The sequence below is a fragment of the Flavicella marina genome, assembly GCF_009193215.1.
Lineage (GTDB): Bacteria > Bacteroidota > Bacteroidia > Flavobacteriales > Flavobacteriaceae > Flavicella > Flavicella marina.
Genome location: NZ_VYVA01000001.1, coordinates 973,257 through 986,053, shown reverse-complemented (window position 1 = coordinate 986,053; position 12,797 = coordinate 973,257). Strand labels below are relative to the sequence as shown.

Genomic DNA, 12,797 nt, shown 5'->3' with positions numbered 1-12,797 from the left:
ATTTAAAAAAAATAACTTTTTTAGGTAGGGTTATTTATTACATGCATGTTTTATATACAGAAGCACGAAATAAAATAAACTTTAAATCAAATAATCATGAAAAATTTCACAAAATCGGTTGCAGCATTATTTATTGCATTAGGAGTATTAACTTCTTGTGACCAAAGTCTAACAGAAGAAATTATTGCGTCTGAAAACTCAAGTGAGTTATCAAATGAAGAAATCAAATCGGCAGTAGAAACGATGTCTTTCAAATATTCTATTTCAGCTTTAGAGGAAGACGATACCGAAGTAATTATCTCTAGTGATGAAGAATTGACAGCCTATGGTGATAGAACAGGAAGACCTAGAATTGTTTTTCCAATAGATATTACAGTAGACGGAGAAACGATTACTGTAAACAGTAAAGAAGAAATGAAGGCTTTGGTTGGAGAAAAGAAAAGAAGACATAGAAAACCACCATTCGAATTGGTATTCCCAGTATCAGTTGCAACTGCAGAAGGTGAACTAGCTATCGAAGATAAAGAGGCTTTTAAAGCTTATAGAGAATCTTTAGAAGAAGACACAAAACCAGCATTTGTATATCCTATTTCGGTTGTATTCGAAGAAGAAACGATTGTAATTAACAGCGAAGAAGAATTGTTAGCATTGAAACCAGAAAGACCAGAAAGACCTACTCGTCCTGAATTGGTATTCCCAGTATCTGTTGTTACAGCTGATGGAAATGTAGAAATTGCTGATGCTGATGCGATGAAAGCTTACAAAGAAACTTTAGAAGAAGGTGTACGTCCTGAGTTTGTTTTTCCTATTTCTTTAATTATTGACGAAGAAACGGTAACAGTAAACAGCGAAGAAGAATTAGAAGCTTTAAAACCAGAAAGACCTGCTCGTCCTGAATTGGTATTCCCTGTATCTGTTGTTACAGCTGATGGAGATTTAGAAATTGCTGATGCTGATGCATTGAAAGCATATGCAGAAACTTTAGAAGAAGGAGTGCGTCCAGAATTTGTATTTCCTATCTCATTAATTATCGATGAGGAAACGGTAACGGTTAACAACGAAGATGAGTTGAAAGCCTTAAAACCTAAAAAAAGAAGACGTAAATAATCACAATAAAGATCAGCGAACATCTTTCGTTGATCTTTGTTTTTTTGTTTGTTAAAATATACCTCCCCCTAGATCCCCTATTAAAAATATTTATTCTTGATTATTTCAATCAAAACAATAAAAAAAGCTAAAGAATTAGAATAAAACAGTAGTAGTAATAGGGTTAAAACTCCTGGAAGCATTATTGCTGAAAGGAGTTTTATATTTATATAATGTTTGGAAAAAAATTATTTCCTATTATTTATTTCAACTCAAATTTTACGGAAACTGTTGTTTCGAGCAATATTTTTTCGAACTCGACCTCTATAGGTTTGTAGTCCTCTTTCATTTTAGTACCATAGCCTATTACCACAACTTCATCTAATTGATTATTGTGATACCTATTTAACTGATTATTTCTATCCATAATATATAGCGCTTTTCCAACTTCTTGTCCCAAAGCATTTGTTAAATATTCTGCCTGTAGTTTCGCTTTTTTTATAGCTTTCATTTTTAAAAACAATTGCAACTGATCTGAATTAGAATATTCGGTTTTCTCTAAAAAAACATTCGAAATCCCTTCTTTTTCTAAAGCGACAAAAACAGTATTTGCTGTTTTGGCATCTCGCAACAGTAATGAAAATGATTTGTTTTTATGAATATCCTTTTTCTTTAAAAAATACTGTTTATAATTGCTCGACATATCAGTTACCTGAAGATCTTTTTTTGTATTTATTGCGAATGCTGTTAATACTTTTTCTAATTTTTTCTCTAAGTCTTCGATAGAAACTTTTCCTTTAGAATCTTCTTCTTGCAATACAATCGTTACAAATATTCTATCGGGCACCACCAAGGTATCTACTTTGGCAGTAGTATCTACATAGGGTTGATCGATAAAATTTTTTGTTTGTGCGACTGCACTGAATACACTTACAAATGCGATTACTATTATTCCTAATTTTTTCATGTTTTATACTTTTTAAATTTTACAATAAAGACGCCATTTCTACCATTTTGATAAATTCTGCTCGGTAGCCATTTTCATCCTTTCCTTTTGCTTGCTTTGCCATTTTTTCAATCGTTTCAAAAGACAAGTTTTCTTTATAATCAGAGTTTTTCAACAACATACCAAACCCTGCAACTGCAGATGAAAACTGAAAATTATTTGAGGTGTTTTCAAAACCTATCACTTTATTTTTCAAGGGCAACTCAATTAAAGTACTCTTATTTTTATTTGGCTTTTTATACCTAAATTTTACTGTTGCCAATTCAGAGTTAAATAATTTTTTCGACACTGGATCTATTGTCTGATATTTTAAATCTGTGTCAAACTTTTTCGAACTTCCTACAGGTACTATCTCATACAACGCAGTAACCGTATGTCCGGCCCCTAGTTCACCTGCGTCTTTTTTATCATTCTGAAAATCTTCATCAGCCATTAACCTATTTTCATATCCTATCAATCGATACCTTTTCACTAAATTCGGATTGAATTCAATTTGAATCTTTACGTCTTTAGCAATGGTGAATAAAGTTCCTCCAAACTCGTTGATAAATACTTTTTTTGCTTCTAACATCGTATCTATATAATTGTAATTTCCATTTCCTTTATCGGCAATAATTTCCATTTTACTGTCTTTATAATTACCCATTCCAAATCCTGTAACAGAAATATAAATACCTTTATCTCTATGGTTAACTATTAACTTTTCTAAATCTGCGTCACTTGATTGTCCTACATTAAAATCACCATCGGTGGCCAATATTATTCGGTTGTTACCTCCTTCAATAAAATTTTCTTCAGCGACTTGGTATGCTAATTTTAAACCTTGAGCGCCAGCTGTACCTCCTCCAGACTGAAGTTTATCAATCGCATTTATAATTTCCTTTTTTTGATCTCCCGATGTTGAAGGCAACACTACACCAGAACTTCCGGCATACACAACAATCGCAACTTTGTCTTTTGCTCTCAATTGATTTACTAACAAACCATAAGCTTTCTTTAAAAGTGGTAATTTATTCGGTGCTTCCATGGAACCAGAAACATCTATTAAAAAAACCAAATTACTTGGTGGAGCAGCTTCTGTATCTAATTCTTTTCCTTGTAAACCTATATGCAATAATTGATTTTCTGTATTCCAAGGACAATTGGCCAATTCGTAATGAATCGCAAAAGGATTCTTATCGTCTGGTTGTTTGTAATCGTAATCGAAATAGTTGATCATTTCCTCTAATCTCACTGCGTCTTTGGGTGGTAATTTACCTTGATTTAAAAAACGTCTTATATTACTATAAGATGCTGCATCTACATCTATAGAAAATGTAGATAACGGTTTTAATACTGGATTTTGAAAACCATTTTCATTTATAGTGGCATAGCTTTCATTCACAAATTCTTCGTTGTCAAAAAGCGCACGTCCAGAAATATTTGTCTTTTGAGCTTTGCTATGAGAAACACGCCTTACCGCTCCGGTTAAGCCTCTTTTCTTTTGAGTTACATATCCGACAACAACTACTTCTTCAAGTATTTCTTCCGAAGCTTCTAATACAATTGATAAACGATTAGATTTACCAACTTTCACTTTCTTTGAAACAAAACCTATATATGTTAATTCTAAAACATCTCCTGAGATAGCATCGATAACAAACTTTCCATCGAAATCTGTAACAGTACTTTTAGCGGTATGTTGCACAACAATTGATACACCAGGCAACGGGTCATTATTTTGATCTTTTACAAAACCAATTATCTGATTTGCAAATGTTGATGTGCTTAATAATAAACACAAAACTACTAGTAGGTTTAATTTTTTCATGATTTTTTATTTAAATGAAACTTCGTTTTCTAATTAGATGCACCAAGAAGTATTATTCCATAAAAATTTTTTCTTTTTTTTTTAATGTGTACATTCGAAATGTGATTTTCAACTCAAATAAGCCTGATAAACAAAGTGATGAGACCCTGCTAAAACTTTTTCAAAAAGAAAAAGATTTAGAAATATTGGGGCAGCTTTTCAGTCGATATACACACCTAGTTTATGGTGTTTGTTTGAAGTATTTTAAAAATCGTGAAGACAGTCAAGACGGTGTAATTCAAATTTTCGAACTACTTGTTGAACAATTGCCAAAACACTCAGTACTTAATTTTAAAAGTTGGCTCCACAGTGTTACCAGAAACTTTTGCTTGATGCAACTTCGAAAATCTAAGGCCTCAAAAAATCAGCTGGAAAAATATAGCAACGATTTTTTTATGGAAAATGAAGAAACGATGCATCCAATAGATACAGAAGCGAAAAATGAAATAAACAATGCATTGCAATTGTGTCTAGAAAAACTCAAAGAGCTACAAAAAAAATGTGTCTCCTTATTTTATTATGAAGAAAAATGCTATCGAGAAATTTCTGAGGAACTTCATCTTGAAGAGAAAAAGGTAAAAAGTTACATACAAAACGGAAAACGAAATTTAAAAATTTGTATTGAGAAACAAACTAACGATGAAGCATAAGAAAAACACATACTCAGATTATCAAAAATATCTGCACAATGAATTGTCAGATAAAGATCGTTATGTGTTTGAAAAAAACTCACAAAATAATTCGTTTGAATTAGAAGCATTAGAAGGAATAGACCAATTGAAATCTTCTAATTTTATCAAAGACACTGACTCTCTAAACAAACTGATATCAAAGAAACAACCGAAAAAAGGAATCTTAAAAACCTTACGTAGATACAATGCGGTCGCCTCGCTATTATTGATTGTTGGAATGGCAAGTTATTTTTATTTCACTCAGCAAAACAAAACACATGAAGACGAAATATTCAATCCCCAACATACACCATCTATACCAATTGTAATAGATGCACCTGTACCAAATAACATCGAACACGAAAAAGAAGAAATTGTTTTTGAAAGCAATGAAGAAAATTCAAAGAAAATTCGAGTTACAACACAACATAATCAAAAACTACAACGTAAAAAAGCTCCGATAAAACTAAATCAAATAGACGAAATTCAAATATCAGAAGCTCCAACTACCATCCTAGAAGAATCGAAAAATGTTGAAGGAACTATATTAGACAACGAAGGCAACCCCTTACCTGGTGTAATGATTTCAATTGATGGAAAAGAACAGGTTGCAACTTCTGACTTTGATGGAAAATTCAACATCAACATTGACAGCACAGAAAATTTAACGTTTGATTATTTAGGATTTGAGCAAGCGATTAGACCTGCAAATGATTCTATGTTGATCGTGCTTCAAGAGAGTGATGAAAGCCTAGACGAAGTAGTTGTCGTCGGATATGGAACTGTTAAGAAAAAAGAAGTTACAGGCTCCATAACAAGTATTAAATCGAAAGACCTAGAAAAAAACATACACCCCGATTTAGAAAAAGCCCTCTCTGGCAATGTCGCTGGGGTATCTATCCATAAGGACTCTATAGGGTCTATTTTATCTCTGCCTCCACAGGGAGATTTAGAAGACTTTACAGATTGGATTATTGATTCTTTTGATGAAACTCTTGTTTCTGATGATGAAACCATCTGGATTTATTTGGAATTCAAAATTCAGGAAAACGGAAAAATTTCTAACATAAAATTTAGAAACAAAGTCAGAAGAAAAATTAGAAAGGAAATTACACGCATTCTAAAAACTTCTGAAAATTGGGAACCGTCTACGTTTGATAATTTACCTATAGATGAAAAAATTCTAATTAAATTTGAAATCTATTAAACTCAATCATTATGGACTTACAGCACCCATATTTAGCACAACTCTTGATACTTGTATTCTTACTGATTACGTTTGTCATTTCAGTAATTGAAAAATTCAGTGATTGGCAAGGAACCATTTCCTATATCTCTGAAACTTTTAAGAACTCCTTTATTAAAAATTTTATAAAACCATTGATTGCTTTTTTGGTTTTTCTTGAAGTCTTAACTGCATATTTTGTGATTATTGGAATCTATCAGCTTTATGTAAATCAAGAAAAAGAAACCGCCTTATTAGGCACAACATTTTCGTGTATTACTATTTTATATATGTTGGTGGGTCAAAGAATTGCAAAAGATTACCCTGGTGCTACTTCCTTAACCGTCTATTTTATTTTAAGTGTGTTTGGCGTTTATCTATTGAACTAAAACCAACATAAACAAAAACTATACAGCACAAACAAAACTATAAACAACATTGATCAAAAAAGAACACCATAAAAAGGGCATATATCCCACAAAAATGAATGACAACCCATTTGTCTATTAAAAGAAATCAAAACCCTTAAAAACGCTCTAAATGCATTTTAAGAGGTGTTTTAATCGACAAGTAGCTTTCAGGTTCAATTTAGACCCTTTTAAAACATTCTTTCGAATAAAAAGTGTTTGATAAAATATAAAAACACTCGTATAACTTCTAAAAATTGCATTTTTTGAAAAAGATTATGCAAAATAGATTTTTAAGATTATCGTTTCCCAAATGGCGCAAACAATAAATCAATGGGAGTATCTATATCATAGAGATAGGTGAAACTTTTCGATTCTTTTTTACAAAACGGTTCTAGAAGCGCAACCATTTCTTTAAAACCTTGGCTTGTTAAAATACAAAAGAAAGTTTCTTTGTCTTTGGTTAAAACCCCTTCATCCGATTTAAACAAACCAAAAATCAAATTACAATCATGTCTCGTTATAAAATCTACTTGCGACAAGTCTAACTTTTCTCTTTTCTCAACAATTGTTTCTTGTAGTAAATCACGCAACAAAATAGCCTCTGCCATATCGAAATTAAAAAGACGCACAATATGTTCGTCTAAGCCGTTTACATTTTCAACAAAATCTAATTCCATACTACTACAATCTTTAAAATCTAAAAATTAACCATCAAAAATCGACTTCAAATAAACCTAATTTAAGCCCTTTTCTCAAAAAAAACAACATACCACATCAAACCGCAATTAAAAACCGTTAAAACCGTCTTTAAGCCAGTTTTTTGTGTTTTTAATCACATAGATTAATGACGAGTACTCATTTGTTCTTTTCGCTTTCCGATTTGATTTCAAACCAATATAAAAAGCCTTCAAAAAATTAGTTGTTTTAGTTTTATTCTTTTCACTTAATAAAGAAACATAAAAAGAATCAAATTTCATTGGCAATGTTTTTACTACTTCCATTCCTTGAAAAAAGAACAACCTTCTAATTGCGGTTTGAGAAAAGTGCCATAAATGTCTTGGCACATCATATGCCGCCCAAAACTCTTTATAAAAACCGGCATCAAAACTTTTAAAATTTGGTACCGCTACAATTAGAACACCCTCTGGTTTTAATAATTTTTTCAGATTGAAAATCGTCTCATCTAAATTTGGAACATGTTCCAAAACGTGCCACATCGTAATTACATCAAAACCTAAAAAAACTTTTTCTTCTTTTTTCAGTTCATCGACAGATTCGAAAAACTGTCCTGCTTGTTTATGCGATTTTTCCGAGGCAATTTTTCTTGCTGAAGCATTCGGTTCCACCCCTACTACACTCCAATCATTTTCAGAACAAATTTTTAAAAAATCACCCGTACCTGCTCCAATATCCAAAATTCGTTTTCCTTCTGTATGAAAAGAGTTGATTAGTTTGAGCTTTTTCTTTAAAGTATAATTCCTTACTAATTGATATACGATATCAACAACAGATTTCTTTCCATCTGTGTGTGAAATATAAGCTTCACTTTCGTAATATTTCGCTAAATCTTTTGTTGCCGGTTTCGGATTTGTCATTAACAAATCTAAATTATCATCTAACAACAAATCGAATTTTTCACCAGTTACCAAATGGTCTTTACAACTCACATAAGTTTCAAAACTACTTCGTTTCGGAGGAATATTTACAGCTCTAGCAGACATTTATAATTTTATGTTTTTAATAAAAATGGTTTTACAAATCTAATAATTCAGACAATTCGTTCATATGATAAAAAAGATTAGCTCCTGCATCTTTCAACAAAGATTCACTTCTAGGATTGGCAAAACCAAACACATCAAACCCACCAGCAATAGCAGCTTTTACACCAACATCACTGTCTTCTATCACCACACATTCCTCAGGTGTAAACCCTAAAGTTTCGGCAGCATATAAAAACAACGCAGGATCTGGTTTAAATTTATTGATATCATATGCACTAAACATATTTGTACCAAATGCAGAATCTAAACCTACTGTTTGTAAATTCAATTTCATTTTATTCAACGGTCCGTTTGAGGCAACACAAAAAGGAACATTTAATTTTTCAATCAATTCTTTGATGCCTTCTATTGGCTGTAATTCGTTTTTAAATTTTTCGAAACTTACCGCCCTGTATTGTTTTTCAAAATCATTGGGAAACGGTTTTGTACAACGCGCTTCAATATATCTGAAACAATATTCTAACGACTTTCCTAGAAAATGAACCATAGCAAATTCAAAATCTAAAGCAGCTCCCAACTCATTTCCCATCGACACCAAAGTACCAATTGAGATGTGTTCGGTATCTACCAACACCCCATCGCAATCGAATATTACACATTTATATTTCATAGAATTTATTATGTTTTTATCGGTACTATTTTCTTAAAAACAAAAAAGTTCCACGTGGAACTTTTATTATTTTACCTACCCATATACACGAGTAGCACAGAAACATCACTAGGGGATACTCCGCTTATTCGACTCGCTTGAGAGATCGTAACTGGTTTAATTTTTGCCAACTTTTGACGTGCTTCTGTAGACAACGATTTCACCTTTTCATAATCAAAATTATCGGGGATGGAAACATTTTCTAAACGTGATAACTTATCCGCATTTCGTTTCTCCTTATCTATATAACCCGCATATTTCACATGTATTTCTGTCTGCTCAATAATTTCATCATCAATATTATTAGCATCAATAAACTCTTGAACTTTAGGAAATTTTCTAACGTCGTCAAAATCTAACTGAGGACGTGCAGCCAATTTAAACATCTTCATTGATTGATTCACTGGTGCAGAATTCTTTGCTTCTAAAATAGGGTTCACATCAACATGACTTACACTAGTATCACGTAAAAACGCAACAAACAAATCCGTTTTTTCTTGCTTTTCTTTCACACGATCCAAACGGTCTTTACCAACCATACCCAACTCAAAAGCCTTCGGTGTCAAACGCAAATCAGCATTATCTTGACGCAACAACGTTCGATATTCAGCTCGAGATGTAAACATTCTATATGGCTCCTCTGTTCCTTTTGTAATCAAATCATCAATCAAAACACCTATATAAGCTTCATGACGTTTCAATATAAACGGTTCTTTGGATTGAACTTTTAAAGCAGCATTGATACCAGCCATCAACCCTTGTGATGCAGCCTCCTCGTAACCTGTGGTTCCATTAATCTGACCAGCGAAATATAAATTTTCAACCAACTTAGTTTCTAAGGTATGTTTCAACTGTGTCGGAGGAAAATAATCATACTCTATCGCATATCCAAAACGTAAAAACTTCACGTTCTCGAAACCAGCCACTTTACGCAACGCTTTGTCCTGAACATCTTCTGGCAAAGAAGTAGAAAAACCATTCACATAAATTTCAGTAGTATCCCACCCTTCAGGTTCTACAAAAATTTGATGTTTATCCTTCGTAGCAAATCGATCTATTTTATCTTCAATCGACGGACAATATCTAGGACCGGTACTTTTTATACGGCCATTGAACATTGGGGAACGATCAAAACCTTCTCGTAATAAATCATGCACCTCTTGAGAAGTGTATGACATATAACAAGAACGCTGTTCTGTTAATTTATTTGTAGTTCGTGAATAAGAAAATTTCTCAGGTTTCGCATCACCAGGTTGTTCTATCATTTTAGAAAAATCCAAAGACTTCGCATCCACTCTAGGTGGAGTTCCTGTCTTCATACGACCAGCTTCAAAACCCTCTTTTACCAAATCTTCTGTAATACCCGTAGAAGCACTTTCACCAGCTCTACCTCCGCCAAAGGTTTTTTCGCCAATATGAATCAAACCATTTAAAAAAGTACCAGCTGTAATCACAACTGTTTTTGCCTTTATTTCAAAACCCAAACCAGTTCGAACACCTATAATTTTTTTATCTTCGATCACCAAACCAGCAATCATATCTTGATAAAAATCTAAATTCTCTGTTTGTTCCAACATTGAACGCCATTTCTCAGCAAAACGCATACGATCACTTTGCGCACGTGGACTCCACATTGCCGGACCTTTAGATTTATTCAACATTTTAAATTGAATCGCAGTTTCATCAGTAACAATACCTGAATAACCACCCAACGCATCTATCTCACGAACAATTTGTCCTTTAGCAATACCTCCCATTGCTGGATTACAACTCATTTGAGCAATATTCTGCAAACTCATTGTCACCAACAAAGTTTTTGCTCCCATATTTGCAGCAGCAGCAGCAGCTTCAGAACCAGCATGCCCACCCCCTACAACAATCACATCGTATGTTTCAGTAAAAAGACTCATAATATAGCTGTTCCACGTGGAACAAATTTTTTATATAGTTGATAATCAGTTATTTAAACAATAAAATACATTTATCTTCTTGCAAACGCATTTCTTTCTTTTGTTCAGCAGATTTATCTTTATACCCTATATAATGTAATACACCATGCACCATAACACGTTTCAACTCTTCCTTAAAGTCCAAACCTAATTCTGCAGCATTCTCTTTCACACGTTCAATAGATATAAAAATATCACCACCCACCAATTTACCCATTGTATAATCAAAACTAATGATATCCGTTAATGTATCATGTTCTAAAAATTCAACATTCAATTTCAGCAAATAGGCATCGTCACAAAAAATATAATTCAATTCCCCTAATGTAAAATTGTATGAAGCAACAACTTCTTCAATCCAATTCTCGAAAACCTCCTCATTAGAAAGTTTGAAATCAAGTTCGTAATTAAATTCTATCATTGTGAAAATTTTTGCAAAGATACCATTTAGTTTTTAGTTCTCAGTTTTTCAAATTAGCACAACCCAACAACCAAAAAACAAACATAACAAGCAGGCAAACTAAAAAGCAGAACAATACTTCTTTTTCGTACTTTTGCACTTTAAATTTTTAGAAAATGAACAACGTAAGAGTACGATTCGCACCGAGTCCAACAGGTCCACTTCACATAGGTGGAGTAAGAACCGCTTTATACAATTATCTATTTGCAAAAAAACACAACGGAATTTTTGTCTTAAGAATCGAAGACACCGATCAAACTCGCTATGTAGCAAATGCAGAAAAGTATATCGTAGATGCAATGGAATGGTGCGGAATACCCTTTGATGAAGCACCAGGTAAAAACGAAAAATTCGGTCCTTACCGACAGTCTGAACGTAAAGATATATACAAACAATATGCAGAACAACTGATTGAAAGTGGACATGCCTATTATGCTTTTGATACAGCAGAAGAATTAGATATCGAACGAAAAAAGGCAGAGGCAAATAAAGAACCCTTTATTTACAATCATACTACTAGACACAACTTAAATAATTCGCTTTCGCTTTCTGAAGAAGAAGTACAACAAAAACTAGCTTCTGGTGAAAAGTATGTAATCCGTTTCAAAATGTACGATACTGATTTCGAAAACGAGATTTTAACCACAACAGATTTGATAAGAAATGATGTGTCTTTCAAACTATTTCTTTTAGACGATAAAGTATTGTTTAAAAATGACGGAATGCCGACCTATCATTTAGCTAATATTGTCGATGACCACTTGATGGAAATTTCTCATGTAATCCGAGGAGAAGAATGGCTACCTTCACTCCCATTGCATATTGCATTATACAATGCACTTGGATGGAATGCTCCTGAATTTGCTCATTTACCATTGATATTAAAACCTGTTGGTAAAGGAAAATTAAGCAAACGTGATGGAGACAAATTAGGATTCCCTGTCTTTCCACTAGAATACACGAACGAAAAAGACGGTGAAGTTTCAAGAGGGTACCGAGAAGATGGTTATTTGCCCGATGCGTTTGTAAACATGTTAGCCATGTTAGGTTGGAACCCAGGTACTGAACAAGAAATCTTTTCTTTAGAAGAATTAGCTAAAGAGTTTTCTTTAGATAGAGTGAGTAAATCGGGAGCCAAATTTAGTCCAGAAAAAACAAATTGGTTCAATCAACAATATTTACAGCAGAAAGCAACGACGGAAGTTGCTGCATTATTTCAACCTATATTAAATGCAAAAGGAATTTCTGCAGAAGATACGTATATTGAAACTGTAATTGAATTGGTTAAAGAACGTGCAGTTTTTGTAAAAGATTTATGGGATCTAAGTGATTATTTCTTTGCGAACCCTACAGAATACGATCCAAAAGCTTCAAAAAAACAATGGAAGCCGGAAACCGGCAGTCTTATGACTGAAGTAATCGATGTATTAACCTCTATAGAAGATTTCTCTTCTGAAAATGTGGAAACCATTTTAAAACAATGGATTACTTCTAAAGAAATTGGTTTTGGTAAAGTAATGCAACCCTTACGACTTAGTTTGGTCGGTGCATTAAAAGGACCACATCTTTTTGACATTGCAGCCATGATTGGAAAAGAAGCATCTATCAAGCGAATAGAAAATGCTATTAAAATATTGGGATAAACACTGTCTCGAAGATTGTACCCTTTGACAAGCTCAAGGTACCAATAATCAGAATTAAACAATAAAAA

General features: G+C 33.0%; 12 protein-coding genes. 5 read left to right on the top strand and 7 right to left on the bottom strand.

Going from position 1 to position 12,797, the window contains the following annotated elements:
* Positions 1 to 96 precede the first annotated feature (96 nt).
* A complete protein-coding gene (locus F6P99_RS03995) occupies positions 97 to 1,107 on the top strand; it encodes a hypothetical protein (protein ID WP_152286135.1) in 1,011 nt (336 codons plus the stop codon).
* A 241-nt stretch (positions 1,108 to 1,348) separates the two neighbouring features.
* On the opposite strand, the gene F6P99_RS03990 is transcribed toward F6P99_RS03995, so the two are convergent.
* Positions 1,349 to 2,053 (bottom strand): SIMPL domain-containing protein, encoded by a 705-nt coding sequence (locus tag F6P99_RS03990; protein WP_152286134.1) that lies wholly within the window; start codon positions 2,051 to 2,053, stop codon positions 1,349 to 1,351.
* 19 nt (positions 2,054 to 2,072) lie between these two features.
* Positions 2,073 to 3,902, bottom strand: coding sequence for a vWA domain-containing protein (locus tag F6P99_RS03985; RefSeq protein WP_152286133.1), 1,830 nt, complete (start codon positions 3,900 to 3,902; stop codon positions 2,073 to 2,075).
* 101 nt (positions 3,903 to 4,003) lie between these two features.
* Between F6P99_RS03985 and F6P99_RS03980 the strand changes: the two genes are divergently transcribed.
* Genes F6P99_RS03980 through F6P99_RS03970 form a run of 3 tightly spaced genes read left to right on the top strand, consistent with a single transcriptional unit; the run spans position 4,004 to position 6,226 of the window.
* The gene (locus F6P99_RS03980) at positions 4,004 to 4,591 is read left to right on the top strand and encodes an RNA polymerase sigma factor (RefSeq protein ID WP_226913006.1); all 588 of its coding nucleotides are present in this window, start codon (positions 4,004 to 4,006) and stop codon (positions 4,589 to 4,591) included.
* On the top strand, positions 4,581 to 5,819 hold the full coding sequence (locus tag F6P99_RS03975; RefSeq protein ID WP_152286131.1) for a carboxypeptidase-like regulatory domain-containing protein: 1,239 nt from the start codon (positions 4,581 to 4,583) through the stop codon (positions 5,817 to 5,819). The genes F6P99_RS03980 and F6P99_RS03975 overlap by 11 nt, the downstream gene beginning before the upstream one ends.
* A gap of 11 nt (positions 5,820 to 5,830) precedes the next feature.
* Positions 5,831 to 6,226 (top strand): DoxX family protein, encoded by a 396-nt coding sequence (locus tag F6P99_RS03970; protein ID WP_152286130.1) that lies wholly within the window; start codon positions 5,831 to 5,833, stop codon positions 6,224 to 6,226.
* Positions 6,227 to 6,543: 317 nt separating this feature from the next.
* Here F6P99_RS03970 and F6P99_RS03965 read toward each other — a convergent pair whose 3' ends face one another.
* From F6P99_RS03965 to ybeY, 5 genes are all read right to left on the bottom strand, one after another.
* On the bottom strand, positions 6,544 to 6,924 hold the full coding sequence (locus F6P99_RS03965; protein WP_152286129.1) for a hypothetical protein: 381 nt from the start codon (positions 6,922 to 6,924) through the stop codon (positions 6,544 to 6,546).
* 108 nt (positions 6,925 to 7,032) lie between these two features.
* Positions 7,033 to 7,968 (bottom strand): class I SAM-dependent methyltransferase, encoded by a 936-nt coding sequence (locus tag F6P99_RS03960; protein WP_152286128.1) that lies wholly within the window; start codon positions 7,966 to 7,968, stop codon positions 7,033 to 7,035.
* Between the two features lie 31 nt (positions 7,969 to 7,999).
* Positions 8,000 to 8,638, bottom strand: a complete 639-nt coding sequence (locus F6P99_RS03955; protein WP_152286127.1) for an HAD family hydrolase — start codon at positions 8,636 to 8,638, stop codon at positions 8,000 to 8,002.
* 71 nt (positions 8,639 to 8,709) lie between these two features.
* Entirely contained in the window at positions 8,710 to 10,587 is a 1,878-nt protein-coding gene (gene mnmG, locus F6P99_RS03950; RefSeq protein WP_152286126.1) for a tRNA uridine-5-carboxymethylaminomethyl(34) synthesis enzyme MnmG, read from the bottom strand.
* 49 nt (positions 10,588 to 10,636) lie between these two features.
* Positions 10,637 to 11,047 carry an rRNA maturation RNase YbeY gene (ybeY, locus tag F6P99_RS03945; protein WP_152286125.1) on the bottom strand — a complete coding sequence of 137 codons (411 nt, stop codon included), beginning with the start codon at positions 11,045 to 11,047 and terminating at the stop codon, positions 10,637 to 10,639.
* Positions 11,048 to 11,202: 155 nt separating this feature from the next.
* Here ybeY and gltX point away from each other — a divergent pair, with 155 nt between their 5' ends.
* Entirely contained in the window at positions 11,203 to 12,729 is a 1,527-nt protein-coding gene (gene gltX / locus F6P99_RS03940) for a glutamate--tRNA ligase (RefSeq protein ID WP_152286124.1), read from the top strand.
* Positions 12,730 to 12,797 lie beyond the last annotated feature (68 nt).

Excerpts from the sequence above, each read along its gene's own strand:
- F6P99_RS03970 (WP_152286130.1), top strand. The coding sequence starts at position 5,831 with ATGGACTTACAGCACCCATATTTAGCACAACTCTTGATACTTGTATTC.
- F6P99_RS03955 (WP_152286127.1), bottom strand. The coding sequence starts at position 8,638 with ATGAAATATAAATGTGTAATATTCGATTGCGATGGGGTGTTGGTAGAT.
- ybeY (WP_152286125.1), bottom strand. The coding sequence starts at position 11,047 with ATGATAGAATTTAATTACGAACTTGATTTCAAACTTTCTAATGAGGAG.
- F6P99_RS03985 (WP_152286133.1), bottom strand. The coding sequence starts at position 3,902 with ATGAAAAAATTAAACCTACTAGTAGTTTTGTGTTTATTATTAAGCACA.
- F6P99_RS03965 (WP_152286129.1), bottom strand. The coding sequence starts at position 6,924 with ATGGAATTAGATTTTGTTGAAAATGTAAACGGCTTAGACGAACATATT.
- F6P99_RS03995 (WP_152286135.1), top strand. The coding sequence starts at position 97 with ATGAAAAATTTCACAAAATCGGTTGCAGCATTATTTATTGCATTAGGA.
- gltX (WP_152286124.1), top strand. The coding sequence starts at position 11,203 with ATGAACAACGTAAGAGTACGATTCGCACCGAGTCCAACAGGTCCACTT.
- F6P99_RS03960 (WP_152286128.1), bottom strand. The coding sequence starts at position 7,968 with ATGTCTGCTAGAGCTGTAAATATTCCTCCGAAACGAAGTAGTTTTGAA.
- F6P99_RS03990 (WP_152286134.1), bottom strand. The coding sequence starts at position 2,053 with ATGAAAAAATTAGGAATAATAGTAATCGCATTTGTAAGTGTATTCAGT.
- F6P99_RS03975 (WP_152286131.1), top strand. The coding sequence starts at position 4,581 with ATGAAGCATAAGAAAAACACATACTCAGATTATCAAAAATATCTGCAC.
- mnmG (WP_152286126.1), bottom strand. The coding sequence starts at position 10,587 with ATGAGTCTTTTTACTGAAACATACGATGTGATTGTTGTAGGGGGTGGG.